Raw genomic sequence first — 22,396 nt, forward strand, 5'->3', positions numbered from 1 at the left:
GCACTGATCGCCATAGGCAATTCCCGAGCAATGCTCGGGAGTTGGGCAGCAGATGACCACCTATCCCAACAAAACTCCCAGCTTTCCAGATGATCACATTGGAAAAATGGGGGAGCTCAGGCCTCCACCTTCACCAAAAAACGCTCGATCTCAGCAGCGGTGCTGCGGGCTGTACGGGTCACTCCGATCAAGGTCGCCGAGGCAGAACCAGTCCACTCGCCATAGCCGACCAGCCACAGTCTAGGCTCACTCACAGATTGGGTCCCTTCGACTTCTACACGCCCTTGCTCAGTAACAACCCAAAGGCTGGAGGTGTCCCAAGGCGGGTTTGAACCCGGTGCACCAGATCACCGCATCGACTGCGGTCTCCGAGCCGTCTGCCCAGACCACACCGTCAGGGGTGAAACGAGCGAAGGGTCTCACCGCGTGCAGAACGCCTCGCTCTCGCGCCTCCACTACAGGCGGGACCATCACCACATCGCCCAAACCGCCGACCGGCTGCTCAATAACACGTCCCTCCATCTGCGCTTTCCAGCGCTCCGTAGCCCGCTCGAACAGCACTCGGCCATCCACATCGTCAGGTAGGAAGAGTGGATCGGTGGGTGTTACCCAGGTCGCATCCGCTACTTTTGAAACCTCTGCGAGAATCTGCGCGCCGGAGTTGCCACCGCCGACGACCAGCACGCGTTTACCAGAGAAGGCCTGCGGTTCAACGTAGTCAGCCGAATGCAGCTGTTGGCCACGGAACAGCTCAGCGCCTGGGTAGGAAGGTATGTTCGGATTGCTCCAAGTACCTGTGGCACTGACCACAGCTTTGGCATCCCAATGGCTAGACTCTGAATGGACACGTAACGCGCCGGTAACGCGCTCGATTGAGGTGACGCGCACTGGCCGTTCGATTGGAAACTGATAGCGCGCCTCATACTGGGTCAGGTAGTCGATGACATGCTCGCGAGACGGATAGCCATCCTGGACAGCTGGCATCATCCAACCGGGAATGGAGCTCCACGTGGCCGGCGAGAACAGCCGCAGGGAATTCCAACCGTGTCGCCAAGCCCCGCCGGCCGCCTCCTCGGCATCGAGCACGATGAACGAAAGCTCCGTGCGGCGAAGGAAATAGGCAGTTGCCAAAGCCGCTTGCCCCCGCCAATGATGACTACATCCCACACCCGCTCTCCATAAGCCGTCATTCCAACCCCCTTCGAAACAGTGATGGGGAACATCATTTCAGAAAGCGGAGCTGAATTCTAACCAAAGCCATACCCAGCTCAGGCACACTAAGTGGCACTGTTCGCAACCGACTGATCAAGCCGAATGCAATTGGGTGGTCGAGTCGAATGCAAACAGATGGTCGAATGATCGCAACTACCCTCCGGCCCTCCTCCCGCATGTAGGTGGCCAGCTCGCGGCAAATCGGCAGCGCTCAACGCGCCTTGCCGGCAGGGCAAGATAGTTTGTAGCCTACGGGTTCCCTCAACGGAGAAACCTGATGTCCTCCAGCAACGAAAGCAACACCCCTGACAAAAAAGACGACTCGCTCCCGACGCCTGGGTTGACGGTGATCAACCCCAACTTCTCTTTTGACTCCAAGGAGCGGGATGTCGCGGCGGCCCTCAAACGTCTCCCAAAACTACGCTCCGACCTGCACACTGACCTCGTTCAACTGATCAATGAGGGCAAGTCGGTCGATGAGGCAGTGCGGATCATCAAGCGCAAGATAGATAGCGAACCCAAAGGGCCAGGCGAGGATTGATACACACAGCCCCGCATGACTGCTCCTGCGGGGCTACGCGGAGCCAGCTCGCCTAAAACGGTCCTTGGATTTCTTCCGGGTAGGGCTTCAGAGTCAACATCCACGCATTAATACGCTGGTGGCTGATCAGGAGAACCAAAATTGTTGCGGCCGGACCATCACGCGCTCAAACGAGCGATCATCTATGTCATTGCTAAGCCTGCAAAATCGCTGCATTCGACTTTTTGGGAAAGTGGGAGAGTGGCTTGGGAGTGACTTGCACCCTCCACCCCTGCGATCCAAAAAGCTTCCATCCGCTCAGCATCCGAGATGATCCAGCCATGCTAGCCCATCCATGACACTGCTGGCCGCTTGCATCGCCTGACATAAGGCAAGCAGGTTTTCTAAATCCAGCCCCTCGCATTGGACGCTCAGCCCCTGCTGACTATTGACAATGCCCTCACAGAGAGTGATACAAGCAAAAAGCTAGCAATGGCCATGTGCCACTCGAAATGATAGCTTGACGCTGCTATTAGGCAGGGACGTCTATTGAGGCTGAAGGCGACCGTGCTTTACATCAACCGTGCAGGCAGCGCACATGGAGCAGGAATTGTCAGATGGTCGACTTCAATTCGAAGCTTTTGAATATCTCACAAGAGAGCAAAATTGACCCGCTCGAGCTTTATGAAACGTTGGACAGAGCTAGCGACAAAGGTCCTCTGAGAGAGGCACAGCAAGAAGTTCTTACCGAATGGCACACAAACCATCGCACTCAACGAGACACAATTGTTAAGCTGCATACTGGCCAAGGCAAAACATTAATAGGACTGCTGATGCTGCAGTCTTTGATAAATGAAAAAAAAGGCCCCGCACTCTACATATGCCCTGACAACTTACTTATAAGCCAGACAAAAGAGCAAGCGAAGTTATTCGGCATTAAAGTATGCGATGACTCCGACGACATACCTGACGAATTTACAAGCGGCGAAAAAATTTACGTCACATCTGTCCAAAAGCTTTTCAATGGCGTCACAAAATTCTCACTTGGAGCTAGATCCCTCAAAGTTGAATCCATCTTAATGGATGATGCCCATGCCTGCGCCGACAGAATCCGAAGCGCATGCTCCCTTAAAATACCTCAAGACGAGCACGCTTACAGCGAGTTGTTATCTTTATTCGCTCATCATTTAACAAGACAGGGTGAAGGGACTTTTGCAGACATCGAAAACAAGAGGTACGGCTCATACCTTCCCGTTCCATATTGGGCATGGTTAGACAACATTGAAGAAATCGCAAGAATACTGTCTCGACACCAGGATAAAAAAAGCATTCGATATACTTGGCCACTTATTAAAGACCGACTAAATCAGTGCCAGTGTATAATTTCCGGCTCCAGCATTGAAATTGAGCCATATATAGCACCACTCGAAATGTTTGGATCCTACTGGAAGGCCAACCACCGAATTTTCATGTCGGCTACAGTTACTGATGACGCTTTTCTTGTTAAGGGGCTAAGGCTCACTCCAGGGACAATTACATCACCGCTAACCTATGCCAAAGAAAAATGGTCCGGGGAAAAAATGGTCCTTATCCCGTCCCTCATGGACGAGTCTTTGGATAGAGAGACTCTGGTGAAATATTTTGGCAACGCCTGGCCCAAGACAGACTTTGGCCGAGTTGCATTAGTCAACAGCTTTAATAATAGTAGAGACTGGAGTAGCTACGGGGCATTAATTGCGGATGCGGAAAGCATCCAGTTACGATTGGCTGAGCTCAAAAATAAGAATTATGAGAAAGCCTTGGTGCTAGTCAATAGGTACGATGGAATTGACCTACCAGATAATGACTGTCGGATCTTGATTTTTGATGGGAAGCCGTACTCCCAAAACCTTGTTGATTTGTACGAAGAAGATTGTCGCCCAGATGCTGAGGCCACAATGATGCGAGCGGTACGATCTGTCGAGCAGGGTCTCGGTAGATGCGTACGGGGGGAAAAAGATTACGCTGCCGCAGTCCTAACTGGACCCGAGCTAATACGACTCATCCGAGATAAAAACTCTAGAAAATACCTCTCGTCTCAGGTTGCTACGCAACTAGAAATCGGCATCGAAATTTCGATGATGGCTCGAGAGGATGTCAGCGCTTCAGACCCTCGAAAAGCATTTATCGGAATGCTCAGTCAAAGCTTACAAAGAGATAGCGGCTGGAAAAATTATTACGTTCAACGAATGCAGTCAGTAAAAGAACGAGGCGCAAACCAGCTGCTGCTCAAAATCTATAAAGACGAGCTGGACGCGGAGCTACTCTACCAGCAAGGTAAACATACCGAAGCCGTTGCTGCCATCCAAGCGATCGTTGACTCCAATATTTTGGGACAGGAAGACCGGGGCTGGTATCTCCAGCTCATGGCTCGGTATAGCTATTTGCATCAGCGCGATCAATCGAATAAGTACCAAGTCGTCGCTCACCGTTCAAATCCTTTATTACTTGCACCGATATCTGGAGTCTCATTCAGCAAGCTCACAACGTCAAGCCAAGGCAGGCTGGAGCGCATTAAGTCCTGGACTGCCAACTTTGGCTCCTACGAGCAATTAAACCTACACCTAACAGAAATCTTGGACACATTAAGCTTTGGTAAGAAAGCAGACAAATTCGAAGATGCGCTAGACAAACTCAGCTTTGCATTAGGCTTCAAAGGTGAGCGCCCCGACAAGATTTGGAAAGAAGGTCCCGACAACCTTTGGGCAGTTAACGACACTGATTATTTGCTATGGGAGTGCAAGAACGATGCACTCCCTAACAAAGCGAAAATCGACAAGCGCGAATCAGAACAAATGAACAGATCTTGCGCCTGGTTCACTAAGCATTATAACGGCGGCAAGTCCCTGAATATCATCGTCCACCCAAGCAACAACCTTGAGAGTGCAGGTGCGTTTCTAAATGAAGTGGTAGTCCTGAAAGAAAAACCACTGAATAAACTCAAGATCCAGATCTCTAACTTCTTTAAAACTTTTGAGCACCAGGACTTTAAAGACCTGTCTGAACGGCAAATTAATGAAAACTTAAATGCCTATGGCCTTACCGCCACAAAAATTATTGAAGACTTTACTGTAGCTGTACGGGACCATAAAGACTAAGCAGAGAGCGTCAGCTAGGGCTAAAGCTTAAGTAGCCCTAGCCTCTCGCACAAATTTGTATTTTCGAGTACTGGCAATATGGATATCCATAAGCATTTCAAGACACTGTGGTGGCTAGCTTTGCTAGCGCTAATCGGCTACTACTTATTCAGCCGGCTAGACAAACTCCAATCAGGGACACCCTCATGGTTCGACGCTCTTGCTTTCGTGGTTTGGGTAGCGCTGAGTATCGGGCCGTTTTACTCCGAAATTGAGCTACCAGGAGTAAAACTCAAAAAAGAAGTAACACAATTAAAAGAAAACATGTCAGCAGAGATTGCATCCATTAAATCGTCCATACAACAAAGCAACGATCAACGCCAGATAACCAATATTGGATTCCCTTTGACTCCCGCACCAGATTCTAAGCTACACGATATAGGTGAAGCGGTTAAACGGGCGGTATCTGAATACATGTCAGAATCTGGAGAACCCCCTAAGAAAAATCCAACCGAAAAGCATTCTCGCGACAACGAAGACATCCCCGATGATGCTAAAACCCTGTTCGCTGGCAGATATGCACTGGAAAGTCGAATCAGGGAGATTTACAGACCGTATGCTCAGAACATTACAAATCGCAAAGAACCGATAAACCGAATCATTCGAGAATTGGCCGGACTTGGAATATTGCCCCAAGAGCTCGTATCACCAATTATGGAAATATATGCAATATGTTCCGCAGCCATACACGGCGAGGATACGACACCAGCAAAGGTCAGATTCGTACAAGAAACCATACCTGAACTAACAACCGCTCTAGACGCCATATCTGCCAACTTAGAGCTAAAGCGTTACTGGTCATCCCCTAAAATACGAGCAGGAATTGATGCAACCGCACTAAACTGCACACCTTAGCACTGCACCACCAACATACAAACTTGACAAAATCAAAGCCGTCAACCTGAATTATCAGGTCAATCAGAGCAAGAGCAGGTTAGTAGTGAGATGTTGTTCGAAAACTTCAAGGAGACAGATCGATGATTCTGTATAAATACTACGATGCACGCGGCGGTCGCGAGGCGTTGAAAAGCCGCAGACTGGGATTTCGTACCCCTTCGAACTTCAATGATCCTTTTGAACTAACCGCTCTATCCAACGGCGATGGGCCGCTATCGAAGATGCACACCTTGCGCGATCAGATTGAGCAATTGAAGAACCAGATCGTGATCCTCAGCTTGACCCGTAGCCCGTTTAACCCCCTGATGTGGGCTCACTATGGCAAAGAACATACCGGCGTGGTCATCGCCTATGACGTTAGCGGTCAGTTCCTGAATTCGCAGGAGTACAACCTAATCCCTGCGGATACGGGAGACGTCATTTACACGCACACAAAATCGCCATTCAAAATGACACCCGAAACCATGGATACACTGCAGCGCGTCTACCAGCAAGGCTTTGGAGCACCGGCTACCCAGACCTACGAGCAGCAAGCACTGGCTCGGCGTTTGTTCCTGACAAAGCATGCCAGTTGGGTTTACGAGGAAGAAGTACGCGTCGTAAAGATCGCGGACAACCTGCTCGAAGAAAACGAGGTTTTTCTAGGAGACCCACTTCGTGCTTACGTTTCAGGTGAAGGCTTGCCCCTTGGCTTGCACTTGTATCGGCAAAAAGTTCCCATCAAGGCCGTTTACCTAGGTGCAAAAAATTCGTTAGCCAGCGACCCTGTTGCACGTCTTGAACTCCAAATTCTTAACTGCCCGGTTCATCAGCTCGAAGTCGATGACACCTCATGGGACCTTGCTCCAAAGCAGTTGGTTTTTTGAGGCGTTCGTAATCCTCGAAGCTACTGCGACTAAGTGGTTTGTACGCGTGGAACCAAGGGGTGAAATCAATGCGTAAGCGAATCGCGGAATGGAAGCGAGTTTTTGAGACCGAAGAGAACGCCATCACTAAGGCGTTGAATCAAATGGCGTGGGACATCGCGACGTATTCATGTGTCGTAGAAATGGTGCGCCAGGCCCCCACGGTCTGCGGTGAAAAACAGCTGAACGTTTTGATCATGGACATGCTAGCTAGCGGATTCTGGGCAGGAACTATGCAGGGTATCCGCAGACTCGTAGAGGTCGAGCCTATTCGCGGCCCGAGGAGCGTGTGCTCATTAGGTAGCTTAATCGCCGACATCCGCGCCTCGCGTGGAAAGCTCACGCGCCTGGTATACGTCAGGGATATCGCTGAGCTGAATTACAATTACCGCAGCACACACGCCGCTTATGACAAATTTGCCACTGAGCAACTCCAGCAGGGAAACCCCACCTACAAATGCCCCACAGCACCGTCGATGCTGAGCCCCCATTTCTCGCTGGAGCTCACCACCATGATGCGTCCCGACGCCAAGGTGCAGAAGGTCTACCTCTATCCCAAGCCCGTCGACTTCCGCAAATCCATCAACGGTCTGGCCGCGCTGGTCGAGCTGGACATCAAGGTCGAAGTGTTCAACCCGGTGCTGTTCGTGTTCCTCAGGCTTCGGCACGCAACGTCCTTTGATCTGGATCCTCACTACCGCCGGCCAATTTGGAGGCACCGTCATGTCAGTGAAAGTCGAGCATCTGACCAGCCAGAGTGAAGAGAGCTGGACGGTCCGCTTTGGTATCCGCCGGGTGCAGTTTCGCCACGAGCGTTGCGCCAGGGAGTTCGCGGCCAAACTGAAGGAACGGATTGAGGCGCCGCATAGCTATCCGCGCATGGTGAACACCGGCACGGGTTGGTCCATCAAGTGAGCTGTACGACCAGCCGCAAGATCGACCAGTTGCGTCGACAGATCCCGGCATTCGCCTGCGAGCCCGGCTGCCACGATTGCTGCGGCCCAGTGACCGTGTCGTCCGAGGAAATGTCGCGACTACCCGCAAAAAGTGACGCTGAGCATGACGCAGCTTTAGCGCAATGGAACTGCGTGCATCTCGGTACGCAAGGCTGCGAAGCCTACGAGCAGCGCCCGTTGATCTGTCGCCTATTCGGGACTACCCCGAGCTTGCCCTGCCCACGCGGTCGTGGGCCGGAAACGCCGACGGAGGCGCATGTTGTACGCCAGGTGCATGAACTGATTGCCAGCACCCGCCAAGTACTGGTTTAGCCGGCCAGCGCGAGGAGCCTTGGGTGGTAGAAGCCACTGCACAGACACCTTCAGCATCTCCCGTGGCGAGATCGCTGCGCGACAGAATGTTCACCACGTCTCGCCTGCAAACCAGACTACCTCTCCATCGGCATCGCTTGCACTCCGTGCTGGTGAATCCGCTTTTCGCCAATTAGCTCTATACGCCCAGATCGGCAACGGCAACGGCAGCGGGAACGGCCCGGTCCGGCCCTACAGCCACCTGCGACCCCGCGCTTGATAGGTCATTAAGTCCTTTCCAAACAGGGACGCCAGTGCGCGTTCTTCCGGAATGATCTGGAAGCGATTCATTCCCATCCAATTTGACCCCAGGACAGTTGCTCGTGGGTCTGCATGTCTGACAGCGCGCCGTTGTTAGACAAGAACTGAACGAGCTCTGCTCAGACGGATGGCCTGCTCAGCATTTAACACCTCATCAAGACTACCCACCGAAAGCGAAGTGAATTACTCGCCCTTGCGTGCCTGACTGCGCCATTGTCCCGGCGTCATCCCCATCCTGTCGGTGAACACACGCCGGAATGCCGATACGGATTGGTATCCGACAGACTCGGCCACCGCCTCGGTGGTTATCGCAGGCTTCTTCAGCTCGTTTGCGGCCAGGCTCATTCGGATATCGGTCAACAGTTCGACGGCCGAGCGCCCCAGCGCGTCCTGAAAGTGCCGCATGAAGGTGGCGCGTGACATGCTGCACAAGTCGGCCAGATCAGGCAGATTCCACGCCCGGGCCGGATCGGCGAACATGGCTGAAATGGCCGGGGCCAGCCGTGGATGGCCGGCCAGCGCCAACAAGCCTGCCGAGGCTTGCGCGGATTCGCTCGCCGCGCGCAGTACCAGGGTGAACAGCGCCGAGCTAAGCGCGTTGAGGATGGCGCGTCCGCCTGGTTTGTCGCCTGTGGACTCCATGCGCATCAGCCCGACGAGACTGGCCAGGTGATTCGAAGCGGACACGATGCCCTCTTCACTCTGGCTGTCCATGGCCCGTACCACCAGATTGGTGGGGAGATAATTGCGAATCAGCCGATCATGGGGTGGTCCGATGAAAAATCGCCCACACAACAGGTCCAGATGCTCGCCCTGGCCATCATTCTCGCTGAGTATCCATCCTGCAGAACCTTGGCGATTGCGGGTAAGCCCTGGCGGATGGCCGCTGCCATCGTGCAGTACGTGCGCCGACCCGTGAGGCAACAGCACGATATCTCCGCTCACCAGCTCCCTGGCCGTCTCCCTCTCCGGATGTTCGATAATGGCCCGGCCCTTGAGCACGACGTGGTAGGGAATCTCGTGCGCCGCGGACTGAGCCCACTCCACGCGCCATGGGGCACCGTAGGCACAGCGCACCTCCAGCCGACCGGTGATGGTGATCATTTGCAGGAGATTGCTCAGCCAGTCGATTTGGGACATAAGACCTCGGGGAACTTGAAACGCTAAAGCATCTTATTGCAGTTGCACACCGGTTGTACGCCCCAGGTCCGAGTGCGTGCGCTGATTAGACCAACGGCGCGCGAACTTTGCGGAAACTGGTCGGCGCCGGGTTCTTTCTCGCGGGCGGCGCCGTCATGAAAGTTGCGCGCCAACCTAGCAACTTTCTATTGCGAAATAGCCGGGATCGCAGAGGGTAGCGATGCACCGAACAGATCCTCGGACGGACAGGCATCAACGTGTCAGGCAAATAGTTTTCGGTACTGGATGAAACCCGAGCGAGCAGCGATGCGGTCGTAAAGCTGCATGCCGTTATGGTTGGATTCGTGTGTCAGCCAGTGCACACGGGACGCCCCACGACGTTTCGCATCATCATAGACATGCTCAATTAGCGCCCGGCCGATACCCTTGCCGCGTGCATCGGCAGCAACAAACAGGTCCTGAAGATAGCAATAGTCTTCTGTTGTCCAGGAAGATCGATGGTAGATCGAATGCACCAGCCCCAACGCTTGATCGTCGACCATGGCAAGTGCCGCATGCATCGGTTCGACCGGGTCCAAGAAGCGGGCCCAAGTATTCAATGTCACGAACTCGGGGATATCCACTTCGTAAAATCGCTGATAGCCCTTCCACAGCGGAAGCCAAATATCAAAATCGCTGTTATCAACGGCTTTTATCTCGACTGATTGCATTAAATGCTCCTGAAAATTGGAAAGCTGCCCTCTGCTGTATAGAGACAGTTGAGCGGACATGGCCGAACACCTCCAGCGGGCAATCGAAGCAATCTGCACCGACAATCCGTCCGGCGCCGATTCGTCGGCCGAAAAGAGGGGTGACGCAGCTGCCTCATCGCCCTACTCACCCAGTGCTCACAAGTCTTTCACCGTGCGAGCCCCGCAACCCTTTACTTAGGGATGGTCTGAAGTAGCCCCTGTTTTCCGGCTACTTCGCCATCGACACTTTCAAAAAACGGTAGCCGCTCAAATCCCGGTCAAACCTGCCGTCTATTTCAGCCTTTTTTGCCGCTGCAAGCACCTCGCAGCAGTCACTTCACTCTTCACGGACGCACCTCTCCTGCATTGGAGAGCAAATGTCGACGCGCCATCCAAATGTTCGACAGGGCGAACAGCGTCACCATCTGAGCAGTGTTTTTCACCAAGCCTCGGAAGCGCACTTTCGTATAACCAAACTGGCGCTTGATCACCCGAAATGGATGCTCAACCTTGGAGCGAACCTGGGCCTTGGCTCTTTCGATCTTACGTATCGCTTTGTATAACGCGCTGCGGTTACCGTGCTTTTTGTAAGTGCTGCGCCGGGCTGCAATCTGCCAGATGACTTGGCGCCCCTCATGCTCTTCACGCTTCTCTACACCGGTATAGCCCGCATCAGCGCAGACCACGTTCTCACCACCGTGCAGCAGTTTGTCGACTTGGGTTACGTCCGCGACGTTGGCCGCAGTGACCACCACGCTGTGCACAAGCCCGGACTCATCGTCGACACCAATGTGAGCTTTGGCACCGAAGTAATACTGGTTGCCCTTCTTGGTCTGATGCATTTCCGGGTCGCGTTTGCCGTCCTTGTTCTTGGTCGAACTGGGCGCATGAATCAGAGTGGCATCGACGATGGTGCCTTGTCGCAGTGACAAGCCACGGTCGCCCAAATAGCCATTGATCACGCCGAGAATACCGGTGGCCAACTCATGCTTTTCCAGCAGGCGACGGAAGTTGAGGATGGTGGTTTCATCCGGGATTCGCTCCAGGCTCAGACCGGAAAACTGGCGCAGGATCGTCGTCTCGTACAGCGCCTCTTCCATCGCCGGATCGCTGTAACCGAACCAGTTCTGCATTAGATGAATCCGCAGCATCGCCATCAGCGGATAGGCTGGACGGCCCCCTTCGCCCTTTGGGTAATGAGGTTTGATCAGAGCAATCAAACCCTCCCAGGGTACGACCCGATCCATCTCTATCAGGAACAGCTCCTTGCGGGTCTGCTTGCGCTTACCGGCGTACTCGGCATCGGCGAAGGTCATTTGTTTCATCATCGAAAAGCTCGGCGATTGGTGTCCGGGGATTTTGCCAAATCAGGAAGTCTTTTTCAGGATTTCCTTAGCTGCTACGCGTGGCGGCCGTCGCTGCCACCTAGATTGTGGTAACATCGCCCATTTCCGCATTGATCACTGGCGAGAAAAGAGGGCTCATCGTGACGCCTTGTTAGGCATGGCCGCATTGCCATTGGTGTCGACGACGAAGAGTGCAGTCTGCTGTGCCGGCTCGGTCTTGTGCACGTAACGGGAGATCGAATGGATCGCGTCTAGTTGTTCGGACCAACACTTATTCGCCCCGATAGATACGAGTCTCTGCGTCATTCACCGCGTCTGATGGGGGTCACACCGTACTTGTGGTAGTAGGTGCTCCTGATCTCGTCCTGACTTCGAAGAGGGTGGGCATAGACATGGGCCGGCGAAAGCAATGCCGTAATCGAAGTGGTTTCGATTTTGGCAACGTGATTGACAGGATACTCTACGCCATTTGTCGCACGAACCCAGTCCGCGATCATCAAATACTCGTCATTGCCTGGCGGTAGTATCAACGCACGGCCCCTGAATCGATAACCACGCCTCTGGAAGATGTCGACTACGTTAATTTCTACGGCGGGATTGCGCCTCAAGTTCCGTATCGTCCCGGGCGATGCGATATCGGCGAAGTAGAGAGCGCCGTTCCTGACCGTCAAGGACGCCTTCGGCGAAAGATTAGGCGTTCCGTCCGGGTTGACTGTCGCGACGAACGATAATATTGCCTGTTTGATGATCGACTCTATGTCGGCATTGATCTCGGTCATATACCCTCGCTTGAAAAGAATTTGAGCATGCTCCATGCCTTGCTCACCAGAACTGACTAATTGTTAATCCCAAGGTGAGCTTCTCGATCGACTCGTCTGTCTTCGTGACATCGTGAGTATGCTTGTCGAGCCAATAAACGAAGTTCTTGATCTGTGAGACACGAAGCTAGACTAGCTATACCAGTTATGCAGGCAGCCGCCTGCAGGACATGGCCATTAACTCCGCCAGTTCGGGGCACTTGGTTATATCCAGTCGTTTGGTCCGTATAGGTCTTTCCTTGATAACCATGTGAACCCTTCGCAAAGTTTGCCAAACCCCACAGCAATGCACAAAGCCAATACACCATAGTTCGTCCTCCGATTTGAAGGTTGACCAGACACGATTTCGCGCCTCCTCCAGTGCGCCAGACATCCTGAATTCGCCTCAAGCACCCTGCCCGGCCACCGGAAGTCGCTTCTCGACATATCCCGACGCGAGTGCCTGGAGTCCGAACGGAATGCGCTCTATCTCCGTGCCGGTTGCCGCATCCCGTCTGACCAGCTCGGTCGTATCGAAGTCGTACTCCCAGTGACCTGGCTCGTTCCACTTGTGCAGGAAGTGGGTGTAGAGCGGCACGAACAGGCCCTGGTTCGGTTCCGTGTGTTGCAGACCGAACACGTATTCAGGTTGTTCCTAGATCTTTCCTTGATAACCACGTGAACCTTCGCAAGGTTTGCGTTCTTGACGTTATTTAACCGGTGTGGTCAACGGATTGTCATTGGTGTCGAGGACGAAGACGGCGAGAAGCTTTGCCGGCTTGGTCTTGCTCGCGTTGCGGCTGATCGAATGGATCGCACCCGGCTGTTCGGACCAGGTGTCGCCTGCCCGATAGATGATCGTCTCGCCATCATTCACCTTCGACTCGATCGCCCCCGAGATCACGTATGCGTAGATAAAGGCCGACCTCGCATGGGTGTGGGACGGGGAGGCCGCCCCGGGTGCGTAATCGACTTCCACGGCAATCAGCGACTTGCCCGGGATATTAGGAATGGCCGCTTCGAAGTTCTTCTTGACGGTCTCCGCTTGGTCATCATGGGCCAAAACGGGGACTGCAATCGAAGTGGCGAGGGTCGCACAGGTGGCGGCGATGAAGTTTCGGATCGTCATGGACTGAGTCTCTCTGAGTATCGGTTTGTCTTTGTCCTTCATTGCTTCCAGCTGGCCTTGCTTTAGGCCGCTGTCACTGCCAGTCCGCGCTGCACCGCCGGACGCGCGAGGCCACGGTTAAGCCACGCCTGCACATGACGAAAGCGGTCGAAGCCGACAAGCTCGCGCGCTTCGTAAAAGCCGATCAGGTTACGTACCCAGCCAAGCAGCGAAATATCGGCGATGCTATAGGCAGCGCCCATAATCCAGTCGCGGCCCGCAAGCCGTTCGTCGAGGACACCGAGCAGCCGAACTGACTCGGTTACGTAGCGGTCGAGCGGACGCTTGTCCTCATAGGCTTTGCCTGCGAATTTGTTGAAGAAGCCGACTTGGCCGAACATCGGCCCGACACCGCCCATCTGCCACATCAACCACTGGATCGTTTCGTAGCGCGTGTTGGGATCGAGGGAGAGGAACTGCCCTGTCTTGTCGGCGAGATAGATCAGGATTGCTCCCGATTCGAACAACGCCACCGGCCGTCCGCCCGGACCGGCAGGATCGTAGATCGCTGGAATCTTACCGTTGGGGTTGAGCGCGAGGAACGCCGAATGGTGGTTCTCGTTCGCCATGATGTCGACGCGGTGCGGCTCATAGGCAAGGCCCGTCTCCTCCAGCATGATGCTGACCTTCACTCCGTTGGGCGTCGGTAAGGAAAAGAGCTGGAGCCGATCGGGGTACTGCGCAGGCCAGCGCGTAAAAACTGGATGATGGAGTGTCACTTTCTTCCTCCTAGACCTGTTGGGTCATACGTAAAGCCCGGATGCGTTTCCAAGATTCGCTCCTGGGTGCCTCCGGGCTTTGGTTTTACGCTCGCATGAGATGACACCTTCCACGACTCGCGGAGATGGTCGATGCGAGCGTATAGAGGTCAGATCGCCCCTGCCGGAGTAACGACGGGGAAGTCCTTCTCGGGGTCGAACACGTTATTGAAAAAGTTCGTCAGGGAGTACATGGCAACCAATGCGACGATCTCCATGACATTCGCATCTGTGTAGCCGGCCTCGCGGACTGCTCCGAGATCGGCGTCGGTGACTTTGCCGCGGGCCTCGAGAACTTTGCTCGCAAACTGGATCGCGGCGTCGCGCTTCAGGTCGCGAGCATGGCCCTGACGAGCGAGAATGACTTCATCGGCCGGCATTTTGGCCATGTGCTCGGCCGTAAAGCTGTGAACCCCCAGGCAGTAGTTGCAGCCATTCGCCTCGGATACAGCAAGCCCGATGCTGTCACGGGTCTTCACGTCAAGCGCCTTGCTCAAGGAACCGAGCAGGGTGGCCCACGCGTTGAAGGCGATCGGACTCTTGGCGAAGATCGCCATCATATTTGGGGTGAATCCGATGTTCTTGGTGAACATATCGAGAGTCGCTTTCGAATCAGCCGGAACCTGTTCCGGTTTCAGAGCAGTAGATCTTTGCATCGTTGTCTTCCTTTCAGTTACTGGTTTCACTAATTGAGGAAAGTTCACGTAGGAACTATCCATTGGGTTACTTCGTGCCCAAGTCTTGGGTCGAAGTTGGTTAGGCTTTCAAGTGGAAGTTCCCTTAAGGTTACTTCCCACTTAAAGACCGAATAGTTGTTAGGCGCGATCACGGTCGCCGCGAGTATCTAGATCAGATCCAACACCTCATCCAGCGGACGGCGCGGCTTCTGTGCCCAGTTACCTGGACGCTCGGCGCCTATGGACAACAGCATGACCGGCACTTCGTCCTCGGCCAGGCCGAACTCGCGGTGCACCGCTTCTGCGTCGAAACCGATCAGGGTGGCTGCAGGGTCGTAATACTTGGCGGCGCTGCGGCTTAGGATGCATTCGATGACGGCATTTGACATTGGTGACTCCTTCATCAGGTGATTAGGTGTCTCCACTTTAGGTCTGCCGGATGCTGATATCGAGACGCGATTTGCTCAATAAAATGCTCAAAAGGATCAAGAGAACGTGTCAAGCCATCGCTAAACCGCGGAACTGCAGAGCGTCGTTCACGGCGCGCTTCCCACCGGAATGGTTTTTGGAATGGGCGGCACACCTCGAACAGCTAGTGCGCCGGTGCCTCCCTGGAATTAATGCGAGATTCGCCGTCTCTCAGAAGTCGAAGCCCGCTACCCGCAGCTACGTAAGGCGCAAATCGGGGAATGGATAACACCGATATCAAGCACAGCTATCAAACGATTCAGGATCGAGTCCCCGGAAAAGGACTATCTGAAGATATGGGCGACTAGCGCCTCGTCCGGGCTACACACCGAAAGTGGAGGGAATTACTCGACTTCGTTTACTAGACTGCGCCATTGCCCCGGTGTCATCCCCATCCTGTCGGTGAACACACGCCGGAATGCCGATACGGATTGGTATCCGACAGACTCGGCCACCGCCTCGGTGGTCATCGCAGGCTTCTTCAACTCGTTCGCGGCCAGGCTCATCCGGATATCGGTCAACAGTTCGACGGCCGAGCGCCCCAGCGCGTCCTGAAAGTGCCGCATGAAGGTGGCGCGAGACATGCTGCACAAGTCAGCCAGATCAGGCAGGTTCCATGGTCGCGCCGGATCGGCGAACATGGCCGAAATTGCCGGGGTCAACCGTGGGCGGCTGGTCAGCGCCAAGCCCGTCGAGACTTGCGCGGATTCACTTGCCGCACGCAGTACTAGGGTAAACAGCGCCGAGCTAAGCGCATTGAGGATGGCATATCTACCGGGTTTGTCGCCTGTGGACTCCATGCGCAACAGCCCCAAGAGACTAGCCAGATGATTCGAAGCGGGCTCGATGTCCTCTTCACCATGGCTGTCCATGACCCGTACCACCAGACTCGAGGGTAGAAAATTCCGAATCAGCCGATCATGGGGCGGTCCGATAAAGAATCGTCCACACAACAGGTCCAGATGCTCGCCCTGGCCATCATTCTCGCAGTGCCTCGATCTAGCTGAACCTTGGCGATTGCAGGTAAGCCCTGGCGCATGTCCGCTGCCATCGTGCAGCACGTGCGCCGACCCGCGCGGCAACAGCACGATATCTCCACTCCCCAGCTCCCTGGCCGTCTCCTTTTCCGGAACTTCGATAATGGCCCGGCCCTTGAGCACGACGTGGTAGGGAATCTCGTGCGCCGAGGACTGAGCCCAAACCATTCGCCATGGCGAACCGTAGACACAGCGCACTTCCAACTGACCGGTGATGGTGATCATTTGCAGGAGATGGCTCAACCAGTCGATATGGGGCATAGGACCTCTGGAATTTGAAGTGCTTGCTCACTATGCAGAGCTGCCGTAACTCAAGGCTCTGGAACTAGGTAACGGCCGATCAAAGTCGATCTAATCGCAGCGGCACCGTTCGTATCGACGCAGCGCGACAGCAAGTGGTCAATGTTGTCCGTAGAAATGAAACTCTTGCGGTGCTTCGCAACTATGAAAGTGCGCGCACCATTCTTGATACCCGCCATCAAATTCAGCAGCGCAGGCAAGACCTCTAAAGGAATTCGCGGAAAGCTGCTTACCGCTCGTTTGCCCCTTCGAAGGAAACCTCGGTGGGACAGAAGAGCCATTCAGCATCACGCTTTGCAAAGGAGCAACATGAGCTCATCTGCCGAATTACTGAGTGTAGAGCCTCTGCACAACGAGGCTCTTTTCGTTTATTGGCTTAGAGGTGGATAGCCGTGGGTATAAATCCAGTCAGATGCTTGGGCCGGTACGTGGCAGCCCTGACAGTCCAGCTTGTGGTCCGTTGAGCTAGTATTCTTGGGATCAGTTGCCTCGAACCAAGCCCAACCCCATCCGTCACCCCAAAGTTTGTTATTCGGGTATCGGCCGACGTCGTCTTTCACCATGACGAACCAGCCAGCTAGGGTGCCAGCACTGCTTACTGTTCCGGTTGTCATAGGTTTAGTTGTCGTCTTGAACACCTCCTTCACGAGGACAGTGCCATCGGGAAAGTGCCCAGCCTTACGGTATGCGGCGATGGTTCCAGGAGATGCATAGACCACGTGCATCTCCTTTGAGCCTGGACTACCGTCCGCAGCAACTGCCCAAGTGCCCAATACCTGATAGGTGGTCCGGTAGTTGGAGGGAACTTGCATATTTCCTTTGTCGTCGACTATGGCTGCGGTGCTTTCTCCGTACGGTGAGCGCATATCAGACTGCCCGTAGACATTGACGACAACTATCATGAATAGTCCTGCCAGTACGGCAAGCAAGGGCCTGACGACTCTCATGGTACTGTTCCTCGTGTTGGTGAACTGAAGACGTTTGTTGACGATTTCACTTGTCCAGCAGCGGGTAGAATTGTGTCCAGACGTCGTCTTTTTTGGCGCTCGCCATGTGGCAGGAAGCACATTCAGCCTTAGGCTTCGCCTTGGCTGTTGCAGCCTTCGGTTCATGGTGGTTGAAGTTAAAGTAACCCCAGCCTCCAGTGTCGGCATATCGCTTAGAGTCTTTTACGGTCACGTCGGCGCCATTCAACTTCCCGGGAAAGTAACCCCGCCCGGAGGCCTCGGTGCGTGATCCATCCGGGTTATCACCCGGGATAGTCAACTGCAGCTCTTTGAAAAAAATTGTTCCTTCCGGAAACTCACCGGTCCTCTTGTATATCTCGTATGACCCCGGCTCTATATAGACGTTGTGATACTCTGGAAAATTTGCCTTCCCGCCGTTAAGCCCATTGGGAGTAAGGGGAGAGCCAACAAATATCCATTCATTGAAATTTTTCGGAAGTATCAACTCACCCGACATCGTATATTCGGGGAGGTATCGCTTTCTAGCCTGCATACTCCCGTCCTCAGATGAGGACTGGGAGAGTGCGGCGGTCATGACAAGAGAACTGGAAACCGCGACAGCAATTAGCAAGGGAATACGCATAGGTAACTCCTTCTAGTCGACGAACGGTAGGGGGTGTGACGCTAACCCTACAGACGTGCCGATTGGTCTCGAATAGGTTCCGATTCGTCTTTAACTTCAGATTTTATTCATTTAGTTGCATTAACATTCAAATTGGTCTTAAATTTCGGTCATCCCCTAGCAGCACTAGTATTTACCCAGATGCTCGAATCGTTCTTATCGGCGCACGTGATCCTGGATCATTTGCTAGCAGTACTTGATATCGGTGTTACCCATTTCACCGTTTGCGACATACGCAGCGGCTGGGGAATACGCTTCGATTCCTGTGAGAAAGCAAGTCTGCATTATTGCCTGGAAGGGGCTGGCATATTGGCTGTTCGTGGAGGGCCATCCATTCAACTTGAGCCGCACAGCTTCGTACTCTTGCCACCGGGAGTTGCGTACCATCTTGAAAGCGCGTCACCAAAACCGGTGCAGCTTGAATGGAGGGCGCGCATGCACGGGGTGCCAGTACAGGAATCCGTCCCGACAGTAACCGCCGGAGAAGGTCAGCAGGGTGTCACTACGGCGTGCGGAGAGCTCCGCGTCGGATTGGCTGATGGAGCGGACCTTTTCGCCACTTTGGGAAAGCCACTGGTTGTCCACTTTGGTGATACAGGCGGGTTGCGGGACCAATTTGTGATGCTGTTGGCGGAGTCGGCTCGTCCGGGAGTCGGTTCACGTGTATTGACTGAGGCATTGCTTAAGCAATGTCTAATATTGGCCTTGCGGCGCTGGATCGAAAATGATTCCTCGCCATTACCCTGGTTGGCCGCTATGGCTGATACGCGACTAAGTCGAGCTTTGCTCGCTATTTTTGAGCAGCCCGCCGTCGCATACACGGTAGACAGTCTCGCGCAAATCGCAGGCATGAGCCGTTCGGCTTTTGCTTCCGCATTCCGGACCGCTTTTGGTCAATCGCCGATGAGCTTGGTCAAGTTGGTGCGATTACGTCGCGCCAGTGAACTATTGATCACTACTTCACTTCCAGTAACTGAGATCACGAGGCGAGTTGGTTTCTCCAGTAGGAGTAATTTTTCACAAGCATTTAGCCAACTTTACGGCATGGACCCTAGTCTCTATCGCCGGACGTACTCCGTGAGTAGAAAAGTGTAGCATCTTCTAAAGCAGCACCGAAGAGTGCAATCTTCATTGCTGAATGCAACGGAGTCTACTTGCCAGATGAGAGGACAAACTTCAAAGAAATCATTGCCAGTCGATGCCGTTTGGGATTTCTGAAACTGCCAGTAGGAGGTATTGCAAATGATCCAGTTCTATTATCACCCGACGCCTAATCCGGCCAAGATTGCGCTCTTTCTCGAAGAAGCTGGGTTGGATTACAAGGTCGTGCCGGTGGATACCAGCAAGGGACAGCAGCACGACCCGGAATTTCGCAAGATCAACCCGAACGGCAAGGTCCCAGCGATTGTAGATCCGGATGGTCCAGACGGGCGTCCTGCAACACTCTTCGACTCCACGGCGATCTTGATATACCTCGCCGAGAAGACGGGGTGCTTCCTCGGTCAAGCGCACGATCGCCCACAGCTCCTGTCATGGTTGCTATTTCTAGGAAGTGGCCTAGGTCCGTTCTCGGGACAAGCCGTACATTTCCAGTATGCGGCACCTGCAGGCTTGGACTACGCCGTCAATCGTTATCGTCGCGAGGCTGAACGTCATTACAAGGTCTTGGACGATCATTTGACAGATCGGGAGTTCATAGTCGGCAGTGAATACACTATAGCCGATATGTCTGCCTGGGGCTGGCTAGACAGAGCATCCCGAGTTATGAAAGGCACCGAGAACCCGTTAGCGCCCTACCCGAACATTATACGTTGGTTCCAACAGATTGATGCCAGGCCGGCTGTCAAGCGCGCGCGGATGGTCGCGTCCGGTGTCGAATTTAAGACGGTAAATGATGAGGAGACCCGGCGCGCACTTTTTCCCTCGAACTTCCCATCGGTCCCATAAATGGCCGGCGGCATGAATCATACCTTTCGAGATTCCTGAGGCTGTAATCGAACTCGAAATTACCGAGGCTTTTTCCTCCTATACCGCAAGCTTGGATCAAATTAATCGACGTATCGGTCAGGTGCGTCGCGAGGTTATTTTGCGGATAGCCCTCGAAACTGAAACTAAGCGGTCTCCGCACAGGGCCCGCCATGGCGAGCGCTGCTTGGTAGGGCGCGCGCAATGAATCTCGGGCGGCGAAGTAGCTAGCATTCAAGACAATGCCCCGTCAATCTAATTGTTTAAGAAACTCATTCTTAAATATTGACTTCCTATCTATATATCAGCCCGGCGCTGAAAGACATGGGTCACAATTAGCAATGTCAATGTCATTGATATATAGGCAACTATTGCGTGGATCGCCAATGATGGGCCACCACTGAACATCATTGATTCATTTCCGCCAGGAATCATGCAAGCCGCCAACCCCATAAGCGCACCACCTATTAATCGTTGAGCAATTAACCTGATATCCAGAGCGTACAGTTTTATTTCGCCACTGTATCTTGCCGCCAACAGGGCGCCGAGAAATGTGGCGATTGAATAAATCAGGACTGATGATTGTGGTTTGCTCGAATTTGTTACCAAACCTTCAGCTATTCGAATAAGGATTGCCAGGTAAGTCCATTCTCCATTCAACGCGTGAAGGATCGCGCAGCACGCTCCTACTACTATGATCATGGGTAGAAGGTAATAAGAATCTAGGCGAGTGGGTTTTGTTGTGTCAGTCACCCGATGATTGCGAAAGTACCTCCAAACGTCCAGCAATAAAACGAGCGCATAAACACTGACAATGCTCACGGCCAACGACGTGGGCATCTGCAGAGGCGAAACGTTGGTGGACAACGCCGGCTTATACGTGAACTGGCCGATGAGCGCACCGATAAACATACCAAATAGTGTGCCTACATAGTTTAGATCGCCCTTGGATAAAAATACGATGGTACCCAAGACGCAGGCCCTATTTAACCAAGCTCCAACACCGAAGAGTGCGCCCCCCACTACGGTGACTAGTGTCGCCGCGTACTCGGCGGACATACCGCCGGCGCCTGGAAAGAGCCAGGCAATGGCCACAAGCATGAGCCCAGAACAACACATGCCGGTAATAAACGCTCTTAGATGAAATGCATTACGGTGTACCACCCATTGATGCACCGCTGCCACGGCACAAATATTTCCCCGCTTGATCGCGAAACCCGTTACGAATGCCAGGATAGTGCTCAAGACCAACATGCCCATCAGGAATGCGCTCCGCTAATTAGTTACCAGACGCAACAAATCACACCTGCAAACAGAAATGCTATGCACACCTTCAAACACCACTTGCGAAGCTAACTGCCTTAAGTATTTCCGCCACGCACCATGGATCTTTACAATCTTTCCCACTTAAAACTTGGCTTGACGCTGGTATAGATCCCTATGTTTTTTTGCAGTCTGATCTTCTGAGATATCGCTTAAAAAGCATTGAACAAAAAAGGCCTTCTAGTAAAACTAGAAGGCCTTTTTTAAGCGTTTACCGCTTTCGCCCTAACCGATTTCCTGTTCAAGCGCAGTAATCGAGGTGCCGGCAATAAAAATAGAAGCCGCAAGAAGACCCAAATCCTTCAGCAAGAACTGGCCTGGAACCACTGAAATCGCCGGGAAGCCGAGAGTAGGTTCGAATACACCTGGAGTGGTCAACATGAATGACAGCGTTGTAATGAACAGACCGGCGGACAGGATACCACCCAAAATCGACAACTTGGGTGAGAAGATTCGAGCTGCGATTAGCACGCCGATGGAAATCTCCAGAACGCCGAGAAAGTTCGAGAAGCCCTGAATACTCATGAAGCTGTACATCCAGGAAAGAAGCGGGCTATTGCTGACAAACCCGTGAATGCCGTTCGCTTCATACCCGGAAAATTTCATTCCGCCGAACCACAGGTAAATAATGGTCATGGCAAAATAAACCCCCCCCACTCCGAAGCGGGTTACTTGTGCACCTATACCTTTTTTGAAGGGGCTGAGTGCATTAACGTGGCTGATGGTAGAGGTTGTCATAATGTATCTCCGGAATATTAATGGATGTTTTGCCGATTATT

Annotated in this window: 23 protein-coding genes and 2 pseudogenes; 9 read left to right on the plus strand and 16 right to left on the minus strand. The window is 53.4% G+C overall.

All coding sequences use genetic code 11. The features are described from left to right. Positions 1–116: 116 nt before the first annotated feature. A pseudogene (locus tag Q9451_RS20660) lies at positions 117–1,190 on the minus strand (ArsO family NAD(P)H-dependent flavin-containing monooxygenase). 299 nt (positions 1,191–1,489) lie between these two features. Between Q9451_RS20660 and Q9451_RS20665 the strand changes: the two are divergent. The 7 genes from Q9451_RS20665 (at position 1,490) to Q9451_RS20695 (ending at position 7,978) form a co-directional block, all read left to right on the plus strand. Beyond that, positions 1,490–1,753: a hypothetical protein gene (locus Q9451_RS20665; protein WP_210172144.1), complete on the plus strand. Its 264-nt coding sequence runs from the start codon at positions 1,490–1,492 to the stop codon at positions 1,751–1,753. A 596-nt stretch (positions 1,754–2,349) separates the two neighbouring features. After that, on the plus strand, positions 2,350–4,869 hold the full coding sequence (locus Q9451_RS20670) for a DEAD/DEAH box helicase family protein (protein WP_311165535.1): 2,520 nt from the start codon (positions 2,350–2,352) through the stop codon (positions 4,867–4,869). Between the two features lie 78 nt (positions 4,870–4,947). Next, a complete protein-coding gene (locus Q9451_RS20675; RefSeq protein WP_311165534.1) occupies positions 4,948–5,763 on the plus strand; it encodes a hypothetical protein in 816 nt (271 codons plus the stop codon). A gap of 122 nt (positions 5,764–5,885) precedes the next feature. Continuing rightward, the gene (locus tag Q9451_RS20680; protein WP_311165533.1) at positions 5,886–6,671 is read left to right on the plus strand and encodes a DUF2971 domain-containing protein; all 786 of its coding nucleotides are present in this window, start codon (positions 5,886–5,888) and stop codon (positions 6,669–6,671) included. A gap of 68 nt (positions 6,672–6,739) precedes the next feature. Beyond that, complete coding sequence (gene tnpB, locus Q9451_RS20685) at positions 6,740–7,471, plus strand: IS66 family insertion sequence element accessory protein TnpB (protein WP_311165532.1); 732 nt, start codon at positions 6,740–6,742, stop codon at positions 7,469–7,471. Next, positions 7,434–7,625: a hypothetical protein gene (locus tag Q9451_RS20690; RefSeq protein WP_311165531.1), complete on the plus strand. Its 192-nt coding sequence runs from the start codon at positions 7,434–7,436 to the stop codon at positions 7,623–7,625. The genes tnpB and Q9451_RS20690 overlap by 38 nt, the downstream gene beginning before the upstream one ends. Then, positions 7,622–7,978, plus strand: coding sequence for a YkgJ family cysteine cluster protein (locus tag Q9451_RS20695; protein WP_311165530.1), 357 nt, complete (start codon positions 7,622–7,624; stop codon positions 7,976–7,978). The genes Q9451_RS20690 and Q9451_RS20695 overlap by 4 nt, the downstream gene beginning before the upstream one ends. Before the next feature lie 231 nt (positions 7,979–8,209). Here Q9451_RS20695 and Q9451_RS20700 read toward each other — a convergent pair. The 13 genes and pseudogenes from Q9451_RS20700 to Q9451_RS20760 all read right to left on the minus strand — a co-directional run. Continuing rightward, a pseudogene (locus tag Q9451_RS20700) lies at positions 8,210–8,314 on the minus strand (isoprenylcysteine carboxylmethyltransferase family protein); the annotation flags it as partial. Between the two features lie 147 nt (positions 8,315–8,461). Next, positions 8,462–9,418: an AraC family transcriptional regulator gene (locus Q9451_RS20705; protein ID WP_311165529.1), complete on the minus strand. Its 957-nt coding sequence runs from the start codon at positions 9,416–9,418 to the stop codon at positions 8,462–8,464. A gap of 260 nt (positions 9,419–9,678) precedes the next feature. Continuing rightward, entirely contained in the window at positions 9,679–10,128 is a 450-nt protein-coding gene (locus Q9451_RS20710; RefSeq protein WP_311165571.1) for a GNAT family N-acetyltransferase, read from the minus strand. 365 nt (positions 10,129–10,493) lie between these two features. After that, positions 10,494–11,474 carry an IS5-like element ISPa26 family transposase gene (locus tag Q9451_RS20715; protein WP_024086516.1) on the minus strand — a complete coding sequence of 327 codons (981 nt, stop codon included), beginning with the start codon at positions 11,472–11,474 and terminating at the stop codon, positions 10,494–10,496. A gap of 323 nt (positions 11,475–11,797) precedes the next feature. Then, positions 11,798–12,274 carry a pyridoxamine 5'-phosphate oxidase family protein gene (locus Q9451_RS20720; RefSeq protein WP_311165528.1) on the minus strand — a complete coding sequence of 159 codons (477 nt, stop codon included), beginning with the start codon at positions 12,272–12,274 and terminating at the stop codon, positions 11,798–11,800. A gap of 424 nt (positions 12,275–12,698) precedes the next feature. After that, positions 12,699–12,932, minus strand: coding sequence for a hypothetical protein (locus tag Q9451_RS20725; protein ID WP_311165527.1), 234 nt, complete (start codon positions 12,930–12,932; stop codon positions 12,699–12,701). A gap of 69 nt (positions 12,933–13,001) precedes the next feature. Then, complete coding sequence (locus Q9451_RS20730) at positions 13,002–13,463, minus strand: cupin domain-containing protein (protein WP_311165526.1); 462 nt, start codon at positions 13,461–13,463, stop codon at positions 13,002–13,004. Positions 13,464–13,483: 20 nt separating this feature from the next. Further along, positions 13,484–14,179: a glutathione S-transferase N-terminal domain-containing protein gene (locus tag Q9451_RS20735; protein WP_311165525.1), complete on the minus strand. Its 696-nt coding sequence runs from the start codon at positions 14,177–14,179 to the stop codon at positions 13,484–13,486. A gap of 149 nt (positions 14,180–14,328) precedes the next feature. Continuing rightward, positions 14,329–14,874 (minus strand): carboxymuconolactone decarboxylase family protein, encoded by a 546-nt coding sequence (locus Q9451_RS20740; RefSeq protein ID WP_311165524.1) that lies wholly within the window; start codon positions 14,872–14,874, stop codon positions 14,329–14,331. 188 nt (positions 14,875–15,062) lie between these two features. Beyond that, complete coding sequence (locus Q9451_RS20745) at positions 15,063–15,284, minus strand: hypothetical protein (protein ID WP_311165523.1); 222 nt, start codon at positions 15,282–15,284, stop codon at positions 15,063–15,065. A gap of 423 nt (positions 15,285–15,707) precedes the next feature. Then, positions 15,708–16,661 carry an AraC family transcriptional regulator gene (locus Q9451_RS20750; RefSeq protein ID WP_311165522.1) on the minus strand — a complete coding sequence of 318 codons (954 nt, stop codon included), beginning with the start codon at positions 16,659–16,661 and terminating at the stop codon, positions 15,708–15,710. Positions 16,662–17,068: 407 nt separating this feature from the next. Continuing rightward, positions 17,069–17,602, minus strand: a complete 534-nt coding sequence (locus tag Q9451_RS20755) for a cytochrome P460 family protein (protein WP_345960720.1) — start codon at positions 17,600–17,602, stop codon at positions 17,069–17,071. Between the two features lie 91 nt (positions 17,603–17,693). Beyond that, on the minus strand, positions 17,694–18,290 hold the full coding sequence (locus Q9451_RS20760; protein WP_311165520.1) for a cytochrome P460 family protein: 597 nt from the start codon (positions 18,288–18,290) through the stop codon (positions 17,694–17,696). Positions 18,291–18,470: 180 nt separating this feature from the next. Between Q9451_RS20760 and Q9451_RS20765 the strand changes: the two genes are divergently transcribed. Further along, the gene (locus tag Q9451_RS20765; RefSeq protein WP_311165519.1) at positions 18,471–19,424 is read left to right on the plus strand and encodes an AraC family transcriptional regulator; all 954 of its coding nucleotides are present in this window, start codon (positions 18,471–18,473) and stop codon (positions 19,422–19,424) included. Positions 19,425–19,571: 147 nt separating this feature from the next. Then, a complete protein-coding gene (locus tag Q9451_RS20770; RefSeq protein ID WP_311165517.1) occupies positions 19,572–20,276 on the plus strand; it encodes a glutathione S-transferase C-terminal domain-containing protein in 705 nt (234 codons plus the stop codon). A 315-nt stretch (positions 20,277–20,591) separates the two neighbouring features. On the opposite strand, the gene Q9451_RS20775 is transcribed toward Q9451_RS20770, so the two are convergent. Both Q9451_RS20775 and Q9451_RS20780 read right to left on the minus strand, forming a co-directional pair. Beyond that, positions 20,592–21,554 (minus strand): YeeE/YedE thiosulfate transporter family protein, encoded by a 963-nt coding sequence (locus tag Q9451_RS20775; RefSeq protein ID WP_345960721.1) that lies wholly within the window; start codon positions 21,552–21,554, stop codon positions 20,592–20,594. A 288-nt stretch (positions 21,555–21,842) separates the two neighbouring features. After that, complete coding sequence (locus tag Q9451_RS20780) at positions 21,843–22,355, minus strand: DUF417 family protein (RefSeq protein WP_311165515.1); 513 nt, start codon at positions 22,353–22,355, stop codon at positions 21,843–21,845. Positions 22,356–22,396: the final 41 nt, after the last annotated feature.

It is taken from the genome of Pseudomonas sp. NY8896, from assembly GCF_039634505.1.